At 34.7% G+C, this 18,431-nt stretch carries 18 protein-coding genes; 13 read left to right on the top strand and 5 right to left on the bottom strand.

The annotated features are described in order from the left end of the window. Window positions 1-5: 5 nt before the first annotated feature. The 5 genes from HCX49_RS24280 to HCX49_RS24260 all read left to right on the top strand — a co-directional run bounded on the left by HCX49_RS24280 (window position 6) and on the right by HCX49_RS24260 (window position 5,385). On the top strand, window positions 6-743 hold the full coding sequence (locus HCX49_RS24280; RefSeq protein ID WP_168128380.1) for an electron transfer flavoprotein subunit beta/FixA family protein: 738 nt from the start codon (window positions 6-8) through the stop codon (window positions 741-743). A gap of 21 nt (window positions 744-764) precedes the next feature. Next, a complete protein-coding gene (locus HCX49_RS24275) occupies window positions 765-1,739 on the top strand; it encodes an electron transfer flavoprotein subunit alpha/FixB family protein (RefSeq protein WP_168128379.1) in 975 nt (324 codons plus the stop codon). A gap of 240 nt (window positions 1,740-1,979) precedes the next feature. Then, window positions 1,980-2,597: a bifunctional nuclease family protein gene (locus HCX49_RS24270; RefSeq protein ID WP_132844555.1), complete on the top strand. Its 618-nt coding sequence runs from the start codon at window positions 1,980-1,982 to the stop codon at window positions 2,595-2,597. 45 nt (window positions 2,598-2,642) lie between these two features. After that, window positions 2,643-4,016 carry a nucleoside permease gene (locus HCX49_RS24265; RefSeq protein ID WP_132844556.1) on the top strand — a complete coding sequence of 458 codons (1,374 nt, stop codon included), beginning with the start codon at window positions 2,643-2,645 and terminating at the stop codon, window positions 4,014-4,016. A 43-nt stretch (window positions 4,017-4,059) separates the two neighbouring features. Beyond that, window positions 4,060-5,385 (top strand): mechanosensitive ion channel family protein, encoded by a 1,326-nt coding sequence (locus HCX49_RS24260; RefSeq protein ID WP_168128378.1) that lies wholly within the window; start codon window positions 4,060-4,062, stop codon window positions 5,383-5,385. A gap of 232 nt (window positions 5,386-5,617) precedes the next feature. On the opposite strand, the gene HCX49_RS24255 is transcribed toward HCX49_RS24260, so the two are convergent. The 3 genes from HCX49_RS24255 to HCX49_RS24245 all read right to left on the bottom strand — a co-directional run bounded on the left by HCX49_RS24255 (window position 5,618) and on the right by HCX49_RS24245 (window position 8,431). Beyond that, entirely contained in the window at window positions 5,618-7,189 is a 1,572-nt protein-coding gene (locus tag HCX49_RS24255; protein WP_168128377.1) for a calcineurin-like phosphoesterase C-terminal domain-containing protein, read from the bottom strand. A 144-nt stretch (window positions 7,190-7,333) separates the two neighbouring features. Beyond that, complete coding sequence (locus HCX49_RS24250; RefSeq protein ID WP_232789200.1) at window positions 7,334-7,846, bottom strand: hypothetical protein; 513 nt, start codon at window positions 7,844-7,846, stop codon at window positions 7,334-7,336. Between the two features lie 93 nt (window positions 7,847-7,939). Beyond that, the gene (locus tag HCX49_RS24245; protein ID WP_311732299.1) at window positions 7,940-8,431 is read right to left on the bottom strand and encodes a C40 family peptidase; all 492 of its coding nucleotides are present in this window, start codon (window positions 8,429-8,431) and stop codon (window positions 7,940-7,942) included. A 190-nt stretch (window positions 8,432-8,621) separates the two neighbouring features. Between HCX49_RS24245 and HCX49_RS24240 the strand changes: the two genes are divergently transcribed. Then, the gene (locus HCX49_RS24240) at window positions 8,622-9,518 is read left to right on the top strand and encodes an EamA family transporter (protein ID WP_168128375.1); all 897 of its coding nucleotides are present in this window, start codon (window positions 8,622-8,624) and stop codon (window positions 9,516-9,518) included. 55 nt (window positions 9,519-9,573) lie between these two features. Here the strand turns inward: HCX49_RS24240 and mtaB are convergent, their stop codons facing one another. Beyond that, complete coding sequence (mtaB, locus tag HCX49_RS24235) at window positions 9,574-10,893, bottom strand: tRNA (N(6)-L-threonylcarbamoyladenosine(37)-C(2))-methylthiotransferase MtaB (RefSeq protein WP_183915780.1); 1,320 nt, start codon at window positions 10,891-10,893, stop codon at window positions 9,574-9,576. Between the two features lie 334 nt (window positions 10,894-11,227). Here mtaB and HCX49_RS24230 point away from each other — a divergent pair, with 334 nt between their 5' ends. The 3 genes from HCX49_RS24230 (at window position 11,228) to HCX49_RS24220 (ending at window position 13,902) form a co-directional block, all read left to right on the top strand. Next, window positions 11,228-12,049, top strand: a complete 822-nt coding sequence (locus tag HCX49_RS24230) for a thymidylate synthase (RefSeq protein WP_132772159.1) — start codon at window positions 11,228-11,230, stop codon at window positions 12,047-12,049. Window positions 12,050-12,086: 37 nt separating this feature from the next. Continuing rightward, on the top strand, window positions 12,087-12,581 hold the full coding sequence (locus HCX49_RS24225; RefSeq protein WP_168128374.1) for a dihydrofolate reductase: 495 nt from the start codon (window positions 12,087-12,089) through the stop codon (window positions 12,579-12,581). A 136-nt stretch (window positions 12,582-12,717) separates the two neighbouring features. Next, complete coding sequence (locus tag HCX49_RS24220; protein WP_168128373.1) at window positions 12,718-13,902, top strand: serine hydrolase; 1,185 nt, start codon at window positions 12,718-12,720, stop codon at window positions 13,900-13,902. Window positions 13,903-13,956: 54 nt separating this feature from the next. Here HCX49_RS24220 and HCX49_RS24215 read toward each other — a convergent pair whose 3' ends face one another. Beyond that, window positions 13,957-14,961: a D-alanine--D-alanine ligase gene (locus tag HCX49_RS24215; protein WP_132772156.1), complete on the bottom strand. Its 1,005-nt coding sequence runs from the start codon at window positions 14,959-14,961 to the stop codon at window positions 13,957-13,959. A gap of 155 nt (window positions 14,962-15,116) precedes the next feature. On the opposite strand from HCX49_RS24215, the gene HCX49_RS24210 reads away from it, so the two are divergent. From HCX49_RS24210 to HCX49_RS24195, 4 genes are read left to right on the top strand one after another with little or no spacing between them, the layout of a single operon-like run. Continuing rightward, window positions 15,117-15,935: a PASTA domain-containing protein gene (locus HCX49_RS24210; protein WP_132772155.1), complete on the top strand. Its 819-nt coding sequence runs from the start codon at window positions 15,117-15,119 to the stop codon at window positions 15,933-15,935. A gap of 2 nt (window positions 15,936-15,937) precedes the next feature. Continuing rightward, window positions 15,938-16,978, top strand: a complete 1,041-nt coding sequence (gene mltG / locus HCX49_RS24205) for an endolytic transglycosylase MltG (RefSeq protein WP_021190134.1) — start codon at window positions 15,938-15,940, stop codon at window positions 16,976-16,978. Window position 16,979: 1 nt separating this feature from the next. After that, window positions 16,980-17,387, top strand: a complete 408-nt coding sequence (locus HCX49_RS24200; protein WP_168128372.1) for an acyl-CoA thioesterase — start codon at window positions 16,980-16,982, stop codon at window positions 17,385-17,387. 2 nt (window positions 17,388-17,389) lie between these two features. Beyond that, a complete protein-coding gene (locus tag HCX49_RS24195) occupies window positions 17,390-18,364 on the top strand; it encodes a YihY/virulence factor BrkB family protein (protein ID WP_031288364.1) in 975 nt (324 codons plus the stop codon). Window positions 18,365-18,431 lie beyond the last annotated feature (67 nt).

Genomic DNA, 18,431 nt, shown 5'->3' with positions numbered 1-18,431 from the left:
AAATTATGAAAATATTAGTGTGTATAAGTAATGTCCCTGACACTACTTCCAAGATTACATTCACCAATGACAACACCGCTTTTAATAATGCTGGTGTGCAATACATAGTGAATCCTTACGATGAAATTGCTTTATCAAAAGCAATAGATTTGGCTGAAGGCGGTAAAGGCACCGTAACTGTTATTACAGTTGGGGATGCAAGTACTGAGGCTACTATCCGAAAAGCGCTAGCGACTGGTGCAGATAATGCAATACGAGTAAATGCCTTACCAAGAGATGCTTGGTTTGTTGCCAATCAGATTGCTCATTATGCAAAAGACAACAGCTTTGATCTTATATTAACCGGTAGAGAATCCATTGATTATAATGGAACTCAAGTAGGAGCTCTCGTAGCTACGATCCTAAATATTCCTTCCGTTTCTATCAGTAAAAAACTAGATATTGACGGCAATAGCGCAACTGTAGAACGAGAAATCGAAGGTGGCAAAGAAGTTCTAACTTTAAATCTACCAGCTGTCATTGGTACAGCTGAAGGGGTAGCAGAAACAAAAATACCGAATATGAGAGGTATTATGACCGCTAGAACAAAGTCATTAGATGTAATCGAACCTATTGAAGTAGCTCAGTTGTCGCATATTGTCAAATTTGAAACTCCAGCTCCGCGCGGTGCTGTCACTTTGGTTGATGCTGGAGATGTCGAAAAATTAGTTTCTCTTCTGCATGAAAAAGCAAAAGTTATTTAATCAACTCTAATCGTAAAGAATATGTCAATATTAGTATATGTAGAAAATACAGACGGTAAGTTCAAGAAATCGGCATTTGAGGTTGTTTCTTATGCTAAAGCTATTGCAGAACAATCGGGAACTGAAGTTATTGCATTATCAATCGGTAATGTTGAAGAATCGCAATTAAGTATTTTGGGTAAATATGGAGCAAGTAAGGTATTAAATGTCAATACAGAACAATTAAATTCATTTGTAAACCAGGCTTACGCCGCTATCATCGTTGATGTAGCAAAATCATCAAGCGCATCAATAGTTGTATTGTCAAATTCTTTTTCTGGAAAGGGGTTAGCCCCGCGGGTTGCTGCCAAATTAGAAGCTGGTTTAGCCGACGGAGCTATTGAATTACCTAGTATAAATGGAGAAACGCTACAAGTCAAAACTGGAGCTTTTTCAGGCAAGGCCTTTGCTTATGTCGCATTAACTTCGGCTGTCAAAGTAATTGCTGTTAATCCCAATTCATTTGAAGCAAAAGATTCCGAAGGAACAGCAACTATTGAAACCTATTCTCCGAGTTTGGATGCGTCAGATTTTAGTACGATTGTTAAGGATATCATTAGAGCAACAGATAAAATTTCATTACCTGAGGCAGAAATTGTTGTTTCCGCAGGTAGAGGATTGAAAGGTCCAGAAAACTGGGGTATGATCGAAGAACTTGCTAATGTACTTGGTGCGGCTACAGCATGTTCAAAACCGGTCTCTGACGCGGGATGGAGACCACATTCTGAGCACGTTGGACAAACGGGAATAGCGGTAACTCCCAATTTATATATTGCAATTGGTATCTCAGGAGCAATACAACATTTAGCAGGGGTCAGTGCTTCAAAAACAATTGTTGTGATCAACAAAGATCCTGAAGCTCCTTTTTTCAAAGTAGCAGATTATGGAATTGTTGGAGATGCATTTGAGGTTATTCCTAAATTAATCACAGCTTTAAAAGCTTACAAAGGAATATAAAGTTCCTGAATAAAAAACTCCATTAGCAATTTATTTGTTAATGGAGTTTTTTTATTTCAAATTATTTTTTCATTTTCTACTATTAAACACCCTATCACAGAGCATATAATGATTACCCGAGTATAATTATGTAAGTCACTTAAAATAGGTATAAATGAATAAAATTACCTTTATATCTCCTTGATTATATTGCTTATCTAAGCAAATTTATCTAAATTTGTAAACCGTAAAGGTATCATAATGAAGAAAATCAAGTTAGACATCATTGGACTATCCTACAGTCAGACGCAATCAGGTGCATATGCATTAGTGCTTGGCGAGTCTGGAGGTAATCGCCGTCTTCCTATCATAATAGGAAGTCACGAAGCACAAGCTATTGCGATTAGAATAGAAAAGATGGTTCCCAGTCGTCCTCTAACACATGATTTATTTCAAAATTTTGCAAAAGCTTTTCAAATTAATATACAGGAAGTTCTTATATATAATTTAATAGAAGGCATTTTTTATTCCAAAATCATCTGTTCAGATGGAGAAAAAACTGTAGAAATCGATGCCCGAACTTCAGATGCTGTTGCACTAGCTGTTCGTTTTGGAACACCCATCTATGCTTACGACTTCATCTTATCTTCTGCCGGCATCGTTATCGAAGGCAATGAGTTTGCCTTTCTTGAAAATCTAGAAAATGCAGTAAATGCTGAAATCGTTGAAGATGATGTCAAAGAAGAAAAATCAAAAATTCAAAATCCTTTCTCAAGCCTTACAGATGAACAATTAAAAACGGTTCTCGAACAATCCCTTCATGATGAAAACTATGAGCAGGCTGCATTAATCCGTGATGAGATATCACGTAGAAAATAAGGTCACAATCATCGACAAAAAAACAAACTCAACTCTATATTACTTATGTCTATTAAATTAAGGTTGACCATTATGAACTTCCTCCAATTTTTTGTGTGGGGAGCTTGGTTAATTACAATAGCAAATTACTGGTTTGGTACTAAGCAATGGGACGGTACCCAGTTTGGAGCTATATTTGCAACAATGGGTTTTGCCTCTTTGTTTATGCCTACTTTAATGGGAATTATCGCAGACAGATGGGTTAACGCTGAAAAACTGTATTTGGTATTACATCTTTTATATGCGGCGGTACTCTTTTATCTACCACAAATAAATGATCCTGTTACTTTTTTCTATGCGATGCTCCTTGCCATGTGTTTCTACATGCCAACCCTTGCCCTATCAAATTCCATCGCATATACTGTGCTCACTCAAGGGAAATATGACTTGGTAAAGGCATTCCCCCCAATCCGTGTTTGGGGAACTATTGGTTTTATTGCAGCCATGTGGATTGTTAACTTGACAGGCAGTAAAGCAACAGGTATGCAATTTTATATTGCCGGAGCCTCCGCAGTAGGTTTAGGATTGTTTTCTTTTTCTATTCCCAAATGTCCACCTAGAAATATCAAAAGCGAGCAATCATCTCTGGTACGTACACTAGGTCTGGAAGCTTTCAAATTATTTGGAAATTATAAGATGGCATTGTTTTTTATCTTTTCCATGTTTTTAGGTGCTGCTCTTCAGCTGACAAATGCATATGGAGATGTATTTTTAGATGAGTTTAAATTCTTTCCTAAATATACAAATTCGTTTGTAATCAAATACTCAACGATCATCATGTCAATTTCACAGATATCTGAGACGCTATTTATTCTTGCCATACCATTTTTCTTAAAACGATTCGGAATTAAAAAGGTTATGCTGATATCCATGTTTGCTTGGGTATTGCGTTTTGGTTTATTTGCTTATGGCGATCCATCTTCTGGTTTATGGATGATCATATTATCATGTATTGTATATGGTATGGCTTTTGATTTCTTTAATATTTCAGGTTCCTTATTTGTAGAAACATCCACTAGTTCGCAAATAAGAAGTTCTGCGCAGGGCCTATTTATGATGATGACCAATGGTTTTGGTGCAGTATTTGGCAGTTTAGTTTCAGGATGGATCATCGACAAATATTTCTCCATTTCATTTACTAATGTGAAACAGCTCGCTTCATTTTTAGATACAGATGTAAATAATAATAAGTTAATCAATTTAGTTAAAGAACGAGGACTCTCCATTAGTGAAAATGGTTTATTCAATACAAATTTGATCCTTAAAGACTGGCATCATATCTGGTTAACATTTTCGCTTTATACTTTGGTGTTAGCAGTTCTTTTTGCTATTCTTTTCAAACATAAACACGATAAAAATATGCCTTTAGGCGCTAAATAATAAAAAAGCCATTCTGTCGAATGGCTTTTTTTTATATTTGTAGATGCAGCTATCTACTACAGACTATTTAGAAGAAATAAATAAACAATCTCAATCAAAATTTTACGATTGGTCCTATCATAAACTTTTACAGGCAGGTTTCAATAGTGAATGGGCACATACAATCAATTCCATCGTTCTATTATTTTTAGTTATTCTAATTTTATTAATTATAGACTTTATAGCCAGAAAGGTAATCCTTTCTGTTGTAACCCGTTTTATAATAAAATCGAAAAACTCAATAGATGATTATTTGATAAAAAATAAAACGCTGAAATACATCAGTCACTTCATTCCACTTTTCATTGCCCAGCAGATCAGTCCAATCATATTTCTAGGATTTCCAAATTGGTTAGAAGCAATCAATAAAGGAATAGAGATCTTGCTAGTTTTAAACATTATGCTCATTGTGCATTCTGCATTAAAAACACTACGTGATATCCTTAAAACTAGAAAAAGCTTTGCTGACAAACCATTGGAAAGTTATTTGCAGGTTTCTCAGATTGTCTTAATCTGCATTGGAGGAACCATTACTTTTTCTATCTTAACAGGTATTTCTCCGTTATCATTTCTGGTCTCGCTAGGAGCTGCCTCTGCCATTTTAATGCTGGTATTCAAAGACACCATCCTTGGCTTTGTCGCAAGTATATCTGTCTCTGCCAATGACTCCATACGGGTGGGTGACTGGATTGAAATGCCAAAACATAATGCCGATGGGACAGTTATCGAAATCAACCTAAATAATGTGAAAGTGCAAAATTTTGACAAAACCATCACCACAATACCCACGCATACTTTACTGATTGATTCTTTTAAAAATTATAGAGGTATGCAGACCTCTGGGGGACGAAGAATAAAAAGAGCAATAAATATTAAAATTTCCACTATTCGGTTTATGACTGAGGAAGAAATCAAAGATTTAGAGAGAATTCAAATTCTTAAACCTTTTATTGAACAACGCAGGTTAGAAATTAGTGAATACAACAATAGAAGTCAAGCCGATCAATCCATGCCTGTAAATGGACGCAAAATGACAAATATCGGTCTGTTTAGAGCTTATGCGACAGCATATATTAGACAGAATCCAAACATAAACAAGGATATGATCAGTATGGTACGTCAAATGGATCCGACAGAACATGGAGTACCATTAGAAATATACGTATTTTCAAATGACACCCGCTTTGAGATCTATGAAGGTATCCGATCTGATTTATTTGACCATTTATTTGCTGTCATTACATACTTCAAACTAGAAGTTTTTGAAAGTCCTGCATCTGATGATCTGCGTAACTTAAGTATAAAAATTGATCATACACATTTACAATAAGAAAAGGTAATCTTCTCCAAGATTACCTTTCTTTTTAAAAACAAACTAAATTTCTGGGTGTGTTTCCCAACAGACCCCACATTAACCCTTTACTATATGAATCAAAAATTACTCTGATACAAATATAAAGTTGTCATATTAAGCAATCCTTAACTAAAGTTTAATCTTTCATCATTATTTATAAAAAAAGCAACCTTAAAAAGGTTGCTTCACGGTTTTATATGGTTATTTACTATTTTGTTTTATTTACAACCTCAATTTCCTTTACAGCTGTATGTATCCGGTTAAATAAATCAGTGGCTTTCACTTCAATTTTATATTCTCCTGCCTTTAACTTTGGCAATTTCAATCTCCATAAGTGAGAACTATTAGTACCATCAGAAGGCCTTCTTCCCTCTTTATAATCGGTTGCTAGGTCATACTGCTTAACCGCATCATCAAAGGATGGATCAACTTCTTTGACCTGATCCATTTCTTTCCATTGACTATCATTTATACGATATAATACTTGATCACCTTCTTTTCCAATAAAAAAATTTGCATAAACTGGGTATCGTTGTACATATTTTTGATCTACAATTGATGGTCCAGATAGTGCAATTTGATAAGCCTCATCTTTCCCTACCACCTTATAATCAAATGTATATTGATTATTTTTAATATTTAAAATAGCGTAACCTTTTGGGGTACCATCTCGCATGGTCGATACAGGTATTCCATTTTCATCCAGTTCTCCAGAGTACCAATCGCCAGAAGTTGTTCCTACATTATATTCATGGTGCGGTTTTGATTGCTTCCAGCCATCCTTAGCGCCAAAGAAATTTTGTTGCTGGAAATGTGTATGAGCCGATAAAGAAAGTGTGTGGGGAAATTCACTTAAAATATCAAATAATCGATCACGATCTTCAGTACGGAAAACCTCAGAATTTTCATGTTCAAGCGGGATGTGAAAAGCCAATACAATTAACTTATCTTTTGGTACAAACTTCAGATCATTGGCAATAAACTCCAATTGATCTTTACGCAAACCTCCTTTATATCCTTTTCCTGTATCAGGATTAGGATAAATAATATCATCAAGAACTAAAAAGTGAGCATTTCCATAATTAAAAGAATAAGTTGCGGGACCAAAAGAAGCTTCAAAAGCTTCATCCGAATAGCTATCTTCTTTTGTATCAAAATTTAAATCATGATTACCAATTACATTAAACCAGGGTAAACCCATTAATGAAATTGTACTTTTATATGCCGGATGCAATGACAAATCATTACCAACTAGATCTCCTAAGCTGATCCCAAACACAGCAGCATTTTTATTGGATATACGATCTATAATTCCTCTTTTAAAATAATCCATTTCGGTCATATCATAAGCTTGTGGATCTCCAAATACAAACGCAGAAAAATCTCTTGATTCAGATTGAGCTGTCAAACCAAAATTGATATCCTTAGGTAATTTTCCAGTAGGTGAAACTCCCTTATAGGTCAATTCCGGACTTCCCTGAGGTTTATGTATATAATAAAATTTTGGTTGATTTGCTGCACTAAGCGGTAGTGCATAATCAGCAGGTTTAATAACAAAAATAATATTGTCTTCATCAACAGGCAATTTATATTGACCCTGAGCATCAGTTTGAACGACCTCTACCCCATTACTCACAGAGACATTTGGTATACCCCGTTCTTTTTTATCAAGAATTCCATTTTTATTGATATCATCAAAAACAACACCTTTTGCAATTTCCTGAGCGCTAACCGTGTAACTTAAAGATAAAGCTGTTGCAACAGCAAAAATATTTTTCATTTGAATATATAACATAATTAAAGCCGAAGCTAATACTCTAATATGAATCAATAGTCACCTGATGTTTAACAAACTGTTAATTTATATACAAAAAAGGGATAATCATATGATTATCCCTTTTTTGTATATAATATTTTATTTTATCTACTTAACGTTTGATCTAGATTGAGCCGCGGCTAATATTCGGTTGACTTCATCGATCATAGACTTTCCTGCATTTCGCATTTTTTCATTACCAGCAAAATCAGCGTCCATCGTGACTTTTTTTGATTTGTCTTTATAATTCATCTCTAAATAAAAACGAGGCGTTTCTGTTTCAGGATTTACTTTTGCTTCAGGTCCCGTCATGTCATCATCCAAATTCCAAAAACCTAATTCTTGAGCTTTCCGATGTAAGTAAAGCAAATCATCTTTAGTCATGCGAACCGTATCACGCTCTATCTCGTTTGTTTTGGTCACATACTGAAAAATTCCAGTTTTTGAATCATACTGATTATCCATATGATTAGGCTCACCGTATCGAAAGACCACAGACTGAAAATCTGTGAAACGGAAAGGCGCATTGCTAATCATATTACTGTAGTAGTAAACACAGTAAATTAGAAATGGTACAACAATACATAAACCCAAAAAAATCTTTTTACCCTTGATACTCATCTTTATTTTAGTTTTTGACAAAAATAAGGATTAAAATAGCTTTATAAAGTTTTATCTATTATTTGACATAAAAAAGGGAATTCGTATTACCAATCAGGATTTTGGTGTTCCAGCATTCGTAAAATATTTGGCGTACCACGAATCTTTTAAGTCAGAAATAATAACACCTTTTTTTGTCGATACATGTACAAATTTATTATTATGCAGATATACGCCAACATGATCCACATTACGTCCCCCGAACGAAAAAAAAACCAAATCACCTTCTTTAAGTTGGGAATTTCGCTTGCTCTTAATTGCACCATCCATATCTCTAGATGAACGAGGTAAATTCTCTTTATATACTTTAAGATATAATATATTAACAAAACCTGAACAATCCACCCCTCTTTTTGTTGCACCTCCCATTCGATGTGGTATACCCATCCATTCGTCAATAAAAGAATAAAGCGTAGGATTGAGTTCCTTTTTCTTTACTTGCAAAAGATCTGCGTAATTATCTAATGAGCTTGTACTATAATTCTTACCTCTAGCTTCACTGGCATCTGTCAAAACTGTACTGCTGTGGCCACTGTTACTGTTCACCTTTTTATTAACTGAACAACTACTGAGTAAAAGTATCAGGCTGAAAAAAAATAATATATTACGTTTTATAGACATATCAATATCAAATGTTAGGTAAATGTAATAAAACCAAATTTAACTGGCAAACAAGCCCTTCTTTCTTCATATCTCTTTTCAAATTGTAATTTTGTCGGAATTTGTAAAATATAATATGGAAAAATTAAAAGGTGCTATTGCTGTATTTGTCGGTGCAAGTAGTTTTGGACTGTTGTCAACATTTGTCAAAAAAGCATATGCGCAAGATTACACTTTAGGGCAAGTAACTGGAGTACAAGCTATTTTTGGAATGATTATCTTATGGGCAGTTTATCTACTGATTCAGTTACTAAACCCAAAAGCAAATCATGGTTTCTCTAAAAAATCTAATAAATGGAAAATTGTTATCAGTGGTATTTCTACAGGTCTAGTAAGTTTAGTTTATTACAAATGCGTTCAATTAGTGCCTGCTTCATTGGCGATTGTTCTATTAATGCAATACATCTGGATAGGAACGTTAATTGAATATATTATATTCAAAAATAGACCTACTAATCGTCAATTGATTGGTATTGCAATTGTACTTATAGGCACTGTATTTGCAACAGGTCTTATTGAACAAGGAATCGATAAACTCAATTGGACCGGCATTACCTACGGAGTATTAGCAGCAACTGCTTATGCAGTATTTCTAATTGTTAACGGACGAGTTGGAAATGACTATCCGCCAGTTCAAAAAAGTGCATTAATGGTCACTGGATCCTGCATCATGATCTGTTCCATCTTTCCGCCAACATTTTTAATATCGGGAGCTTTAGGTGACAGCATATGGCATTTCGGACTTATTCTTTCTTTCTTCGGAACTGTTATTCCACCATTATTATTTGCTTATGGAATTCCTAAAATCGGTTATTCTCTAAGTGGTATTTTAAGTTCTGCAGAACTACCAGTAGCAACTGCTATGTCATACTTCATACTTAAAGAAACTGTAAGTCCTATTCAATGGATAGGTGTATTCATGATATTAGCAACCGTCATTTGGTTAAATGCTAAAAAGGAAAAAGTTGCATAACGACAAGGGCTCAATTCTAATCGAATTGAGCCCTTATCTTTTATATCATCTAGCATTAGTGTGCTAATATTTCTTTTAACTCTTCTATTTCAACTTCACAACCATCTGTGATCGATAAGAATTTCACATGTGCAACTTCGTTGACCAGCAAAGGATCGTAGGCTGTACGAACTTTCACATAATTTTTGGAGAAACCATGCATATATCCGTCCTTCTCATCACTCTCAAAAAGTACTTCGCCTACTTTATCCAATTGTTTCTCATAGAAAGCACGACGTTTTTTCTCTGATAAAATGTGCAGCATTTTACTACGGTCACTGCGCTGAGATCCAGGGACAGCCCCTTCCATCTGTGCAGCTATTGTATTTTCACGTTCAGAATAAGTAAAGACATGCAAATAGGAAATGTCCATGTCATTTAAAAAATTGTAAGTGTCTATAAAGTCTTCACGAGTCTCTCCAGGAAATCCTACAATGACATCAACGCCAATACAGCAATCCGGCATTAATTCCTTAATCTTCTCCACACGCTGTGCATACAGCTCTCGCTTGTAACGCCGACGCATCATACTCAATACTTTATTATTTCCAGACTGTAAAGGCATATGAAAATGTGGAACAAAACGTTTTGATTGTGCTACAAATTCAATAATCTCATTGGCCAAAAGATTTGGCTCTATCGAAGAAATACGGATACGGTCTATTCCTGACACTTCGTCCAAAGCCTTTACAAGGTCTAAGAATTTATCTTGTCGTTTACCGTCTCGAATACCAAAATCACCGATATTTACACCCGTTAGCACAATTTCTTTTACGCCAGATGCCGCAATTTCCTCGGCTTGACGTACGATATCCTCAATTTTCCCCGAACGGCTTGCTCCACGAGCAAGAGGAATTGTACAAAAAGTACAAGAATAATCACATCCATCTTGTACTTTTAGGAATGTACGCGTACGGTCACCGATTGAATATGCAGATACAAATTGATTGGTTTCATCAATTGGTGCATTATGAACAACAGCCTTCTCGTTTTTTGTCAGATCATTGATATGTTCGATAATATTGAACTTTTCTGCGGCACCTAAAACCATATCCACTCCCGGAATTTCAGCAATCTCAGCTGGTTTCAACTGCGCATAACAACCGACAATGGTGATATAAGCATTAGGTGAATATTTAAGTGCTTCCTTTACTACCTTGCGACATTTCTTATCTGCATGATCCGTTACTGAACATGTATTAATAACATAAACATCTGCCGCACTATTGAATGGCGTGGTTTCATAACCCGCATCTTGAAAGACACGACCTATGGAGGATGTTTCTGAAAAATTCAATTTACATCCTAAGGTATAGAAAGCTACTTTTTTACTCATAATGATTTTGCAAAAATACAACAAAAAGCTCCAAATGAAAATTCTTAATTCTGATTTAAACGTTTTTCAATTAATTATGAGATTTTAATGATCCAAAATTTAACAATATCAGTTTTGATTTCTTTATTTTACAGTCTTTCTTTACATTGCTATGATAGTGTAACACATATGAAAATGATGTGCACACTTTTATAAATTTTCATGAGAATACTTCAAAAAATCTTACCTTCGTATAGAATATTACATGATTATACAGCGAGCATCTTTGTTGGTATATTACAGCCAAAAAGACGCTGTTTGTTAATCACAAAATAAATAAAAGCAACTATTTACAATGAAACAATATATTGACTTACTAAAGCACGTATATACAAACGGGGTTATTAAAACTGACCGTACTGGAACTGGAACTAAAAGTGTATTTGGATATCAGATGCGTTTCAATTTAAAGGAGGGCTTTCCACTTGTTACGACAAAAAAATTACATTTAAGATCAATTATCCATGAATTGATCTGGTTTTTGAAAGGTGAAACAAACATCAAATATTTAAAAGACAATGGTGTCAGTATCTGGGATGAGTGGGCTGATGAAAATGGTAATTTAGGTCCTGTTTATGGATCACAATGGCGTTCATGGCCAACTCCTGATGGAGGCCATATCGATCAGATTGAAAAAATAATCAAGCAATTGAAGACTTCACCCGATTCAAGAAGAATCATTGTGTCTGCCTGGAATGTTGCAGAAATTGAAAATATGGCTTTACCTCCTTGTCATGCATTTTTTCAATTCTATGTTGCTCCTGCTGATCCTGAAAATGGAATCTTAAAACCACAGTTGTCTTGTCAGCTATATCAAAGAAGTGCAGATATCTTTCTAGGTGTACCATTTAATATTGCATCTTATGCTTTATTAACCATGATGGTGGCACAGGTTTGTGATATGGAAGCCGCTGAATTTATTCACACGTTAGGAGATGCCCATATATACAGTAATCACTTCGAACAAACAGAATTACAATTGAGCCGTGAACCAAAGGCTTTACCTCAATTAAAAATCAATCCAGAAGTAAAAGATATCTTTGATTTTAAATTTGAGGACTTCGAGTTGTTAAATTATGAATCCCATTCGCATATTAAAGCTCCTGTAGCAGTTTAAAAAGAATCTTCTTTATATACATGTGTAACCTATAGAAATGAGTAAACTTAAAATAACATTAATTGTCGCCGCTACTGAAAATAATGTAATCGGTAAAGGAAATAAAATGCCTTGGCATTTACCAAATGATCTTAAATATTTCAAAAAAAACACACTTGAACATAGTGTGGTTATGGGGAGAAAAACTTTTGAGTCTCTTGGTAAACCATTACCAGATCGCAGAAATATTATCTTGACAAGAGACATGACCGCAAAATCTGATGATGTGGATATCGCCAATAGCTTTCAAGAAGTATTAAATTATTGCAGAGATGAAAGAGAGATCTTTGTTATTGGTGGTGGCGAAATATTTAAACAAACGTTACCATTCGCAGATAAAATATTATTGACCAGGTTGCATACAACTATTGATGGAGATGCTTACTTTCCAGAATTACCAGCACATGAATGGATATTAGAAAGCGAAGACACGCATGAAAAAGATGAAAAACATGCTTTTGACTATAGCTTTCAGGTGTACGTCAAAAAATAAATATAAAGGCTTCTCTAATTGTAAGAAGCCTTTATTGTAAACCATCCTTTCGAAAATCAGTATACTAAATCCAATTATGCATAAATTTCTAACATTTTTTTTCATCAGTATCATTCCTTACTCCTTTGCTCAAAAAATGGATACAATTTACCTCGAAAAATTATTACAAGGCCATCCCGAATTGTTAGAAAAGATCTTAGATCACCCGAGTAAAAATGAAGTTCAAATTCTCTATACGCAAATTGATCGGGATAAAAATAATGTGCCACATTTTAAATCATTCAGTTATAGATTAAATCCAAACTGGTATTTCTATCCTGCCAGCACAGTTAAGCTCCCAACGGCAATCCTAGCATTAGAAAAAATAAATGAGCTAAAGATTGCTGGATTATCAAAAGATACACCGTTAAGAATCGACTCTTCTTATGAGAAACAAACAGCTGTTGTACAAGATGAGTCTGCTAAAAATGGTCTCCCGTCAGTTGGTCAATATATTAAAAAAATCCTTTTGACAAGTGACAATGACGCACAGAACAGACTTTTCGAATTTATCGGACGTGCTGAATTGAATAGCAAATTACAAAAGCATGGCGCACAAAACTCACGCATTGTCAATAGACTGGCCATAGGTGACAAAGGTGTCTGGGCAAAACACACCAATCCCATTACTTTCTACTTAGAAGATAAAACCCTCTATAAACAGGATGCCCAATTTGATCCAAACGACTACCCTATTAAGCTAGAAAATACTCGTCAAGGAAAAGGTTACATGAATGACAAAGACGAGCTTATTCATGAACAATGGAGTTTTGAAGGGTTAAATGTTTACCCGTTAGATGATCAGCAACTGATCATGAAAAAATTACTTTTCCCGGAAGCTTTCGATGCTCGCAAAAGATTCAAATTAACAAATGATGATTATTCATTTTTGTACGACTACATGTCGCGTTATCCGTTTGAGTCGGATTACCCTAAATATGACACAACTGAATTCTGGCCGACATATAGTAAATTGCTTTTTTATGGCCGTGATAAAAAGGCAACAATAAATCCAAATATTCGCATTTTCAATAAATATGGAGATTCCTATGGTTATAATATTGATAACGCATACATTGTTGATTTTGAAAAGGGGATAGAGTTCCTATTGGCTGTAGTAATCCAATCTAATGAAAATGGAATTTATAATGATGGAATCTACGAGTATGAAACTGTCACCTACCCATTTCTAAAAAACATAGGCCAAATTATCTACCAGGAAGAACTCAAAAGAACGAAAGAATTTAGACCTGATCTAACGAAATTTGATTTTAGAAAATAAAAAAAGTTACATTACATGAAGTTGTAATGTAACTTTTAAAATCTCATACTGAAGTTATTTTTTTAGCGCCACTTCGATTAAATTACCGTAAAACTCTTGTTCCGTCAATCCTGCCGCGCGGACTTGTTGAGGAATAAAACTTTGGGGAGTTTGCCCTGGAATGGTATTGATTTCAATAAAATAAAACTTATCCGTATCGTTTTCCAAAAAGAAATCAATACGGACCATTCCTTTACAATTCAATCGCACATAAATATCTTTTAAAATCTTTCCTATACGCAATTGCTGATTTACATCCAGATCCGCTGGTGTAATTTCTTCTGTAAGCCCGGGAATATACTTTGCCTCAAAATCAAAAAACTCACGTGTTGTTTTCACTTCAGTAGCCGGTAAAACAACCAATTCCCCGTCGACATTACGATAAATACCTTCCGAAAATTCACGGCCGTTTACAAACTCCTCAACAATAACCTGGCTACCGGTGTTTTCAGCATCAAAAGCTTTATCAATGGCTACTTTTAGTTCATCTGCCACTTTTACTTTGGTCATACCTATACTACTACCTCCAGCATTAGGTTTTACAAAATAAGGCAGGGATAATTTATCTTCTACTAGCTCAACGGCTTGAGCTCGTTGATTTTCAAACAATAAGACAGATTTAGCTAAAAACAAATCATTAAGATCTGCCAAAATCGCTTTTGTATATCCCTTATTCATTGTTAGCGCCGAAGTCAACGCATCACATGATGTATAAGGTATGCCAACTAAGTCAAAATAGCTCTGTAATCGCCCATCTTCACCGGGTGAACCATGAACCATTATAAAAGCCAATTCAAACTGAACAATACTATCATCAAGCACTAAAGTAAAATCTTCTTTATTGATTGCATGCTTTATTCCTGAATCACTAACATAAAACCATGCATCTTTGGTAATCGTAATTTGATAGATATCGTACTTATTGTGATCAAGCTGTGAGTATACAAATGCAGAACTTTTAAAAGAAACTTCTGCTTCACCTGTATAACCTCCAGTTATTAATGCTATTTTTGTTTTCATAAAATTATCGTGATTCTTCTAACAAATATAATTTGCTATACACAGAAAAACGAATATTTTTGTTCAATATTTAAAAGGGCAGATATTGAACAAAAATAGTGGCTTTAATCTTGCTTAGAAAATATACGATAAAATGATTTTTTAAAGAAATATAAATGTCAAAAATATTACAGTATTTAAAAACGAATACGTTTAGAAACAACATTCTAATCGCTATTGGATTTGTTTTAGCAATTTTCCTATTCATCTATCTTGGTTTAAAAGTATATACCAAACACGATGAATCGATAGAAGTTCCACAAGTAAAAGGCTTACATATTAATGCTGCTATCTCAGCATTAGAAAATGCGAACTTGGAATATCAAATTGATTCCGTTTATCAAATGGATGCTAAACCAGGTCTAGTAATTGAACAAGATCCCGAAGCTAAATTTCATGTAAAAAGCGGACGTACAATCTACTTAACTATTATTACACAGGTAGCTCCTGAAATCGCGTTTCCAAAAATCAAGGATAAAACATTAATTGAAGCATCCTCTATACTAAAAAACCATAATTTACGTATAGGTGATACAACTTATATTGCAGACATAGCAAGAGATATTGTTTTAGATGCCCAATTTGCAGGGCAATCTATTCGTGATGGCAGAATGATTCCAAAAGGATCTAAAATTGATTTAATATTGGGTAATGGTCAGGGCGCAAATGAAGTTCAAATACCGGATTTATCAGGATTGACTGTTACGGAAGCAAAATTTGCATTACAGGGAATAGGATTATCTTTGGGTACGGTGACTTACGATATTGGCGTGTCGGATACGAGTACAGCCCGTGTTATCACACAGTTTCCTGGTTTAGAGACCGGGATCACGAGTATTGGATCCAAAGTGGATCTTACGTTGTCCAATACTGTCCCTGCTACTCCACCAGTAACAGCTCCTTCTTCACCGCAAAAACAAAAAACAAATCCATAAATATGGAAAATAAAAAGAGAATACCAAATTGGTTAAAAATCATTGCACTCCTAATCTTTATTATTGGAGGATATTTCGGCTGGACAGCTTACACCACTTTCCTAGCATCAAATGTTACAGATAATCAAAAATACCTGTATATCAATACAGGTGATACTTATTTACAAGTATTACAAAAAATAAAAGATCAAAAAATAGTGGAAGATCCAAATAGTTTTGATCGCGCTGCTAAATATCAGAATTATACGGAGAGTGTTAAGCCTGGTCGTTATGCTTTGACTCCAGGAATGAACAACCGAAGATTTATCGGTAATTTGAGAGGAGGCTATCAAGATGCTGTTAAATTTAGATTCGAAAATATCCGCTTAAAGGAAAACTTTGCTGGTAAACTTGCAGAAAATTTCGAGGCTGACTCTATCACGTTCTTAAAACTATTAAATGATGAGAATCTAGCAAAGTCATACGGTTTTACTAAAGATAATTTCATTGCAATGTTTATTCCAAATACATATGAACTTTATTGGAATACTGCGCCCGAAAAATTATTTGCACGTTTTCATGATGAATGGGAAAAATTTTGGACAAAAGATCGCTTAGCAAAAGCAAAAGCAATCAACCTGACACCACAGGAAGTTAGTTCTCTTGCTGCCATTGTTAAAGGTGAAGCACTTCACAAAGACGAAATGCCCGCTATCGCCGGGTTATATCTCAACAGATTACAAAAAGGAATGCTTTTACAGGCTGATCCGACAGTTATTTTTGCCACTCAAGATTTTACTATCCGACGTGTATTGAATAAACATTTAAGAACTGATAATCCATATAATACCTATATCTATAAAGGTCTTCCTCCAGGTCCTATTATGATGCCTAGTATTGTTGCCATAGATGCTGTATTAAATTATAAGCATCACGACTATATTTATATGTGTGCTAAAGAAGACTTTTCTGGATACCATGCTTTTGCTACTAATGTCGCTGAACATCAAATAAACGCCCGCAAATTTCAAAAAGCATTAGACGAACGAAATATCAAAAAATAGTATGTTTCAATTCGAATATCAAACACGTGTACGGTATGCAGAAACCGATCAAATGGGTTATGTGTACTATGGAAACTACGCTGCATTCTACGAAATAGCTCGAACCGAAATGCTACGAAGCACCGGAATCTCTTACCGTGAACTGGAGGAGATGGGTGTTATGCTACCGGTTATGGAGATGAAATGTAAATACATTAAACCTGCACGTTACGATGATTTTATAACGATTAAAACTACAATCAGAAAAAAACCTGCAGTAAGAATAGTTTTTGAATATGAACTGTTCAATGAAAAAGAAGAGCTCCTAAATACAGGTGAAACAACACTCGTATTTGTTGATATCAGTAAGAACAAACCCACAATGCCACCCGCCATTTTTCTTGAAAAAATGGCGCAATACTTTGAATAAACATGTCCAATATTCATCAATACTTATTGAAATTAAAACCTTACAATCAAGTTATTGAATGGAGTAAAGGAGTGATTTTACCTGGATTTGGATCTTTGCCTCTCTATACTGTAGCCATATTCTTTTTTCAAGAAATATCTCGTGACTCTATTTTAAGCAAAGCATCATCACTTTCTTATAGTTTCATGCTGGCTATTTTTCCGGGGATCATCTTTCTATTTACATTGATCCCTTATATACCAATAGACAATTTTCAAGAACAGCTTTTAGATTTTTTGGAAGTAGTCATTCCACATAATGCTTATGAAGTAGTCGAGACTACATTAGAAGACATTATTAAAAATCAGAATGGAGGACTTTTATCTTTCGGTTTTATATTGGCAGCTTACTTTGCTACCAATGGAATGGCCTCCATGATGCGGGCTTTCAATAAGGCTTCTCTTATTGCTGAAAAACGTACGTGGATAAAACGTAGAATGATTGCGCTTGGACTCGCTTTTTTGATTATAACAGCCTTAACCATAGGAATGACTATATTTACTTATGCTGGCATTGTTGTTAATTATCTTAAAGATAGTATTGCTATAACCAATAGTTTCTGGGCCTTTGTCATAAAGGCGGCTCGTTGGTTCGTCATATTCGGTATATATTTCTTTACTGTGAGCTGCCTTTATAAATTTGCACCAACATCTTCCCGTCGCTGGAAAATATTTAGCCCCGGAGCAACTTTAGCTACTATTTTAGCTATTCTAACTTTCTCCGGATTCGCATTCTATATCAACCACTTTGGCACGTACAATAAGCTATATGGGTCTATTGGAACTTTAATTGTCATCATGATCTGGATGTATCTCAATACATTAATATTACTGATAGGTTACGAACTAAATGCGGCCATTGCTCTGTCCAAACAAAGTATTAAAATCGTAAGGCCAAAAACCTACAATTCATTCAGAGCAAATAACGAAAATTTATAGTTCGGCTTGAGATATCGTCTATTTTTTAAAAATTAGTTTATTACAATATAAATCGGAACAGCTGTTC

Source organism: Sphingobacterium sp. B16(2022) (genome assembly GCF_012030425.1).
Lineage (GTDB): Bacteria > Bacteroidota > Bacteroidia > Sphingobacteriales > Sphingobacteriaceae > Sphingobacterium > Sphingobacterium anhuiense.
The sequence above is the reverse complement of the archived record's forward strand: the minus strand, read 5'-3'. Positions and strand labels throughout refer to the sequence as shown.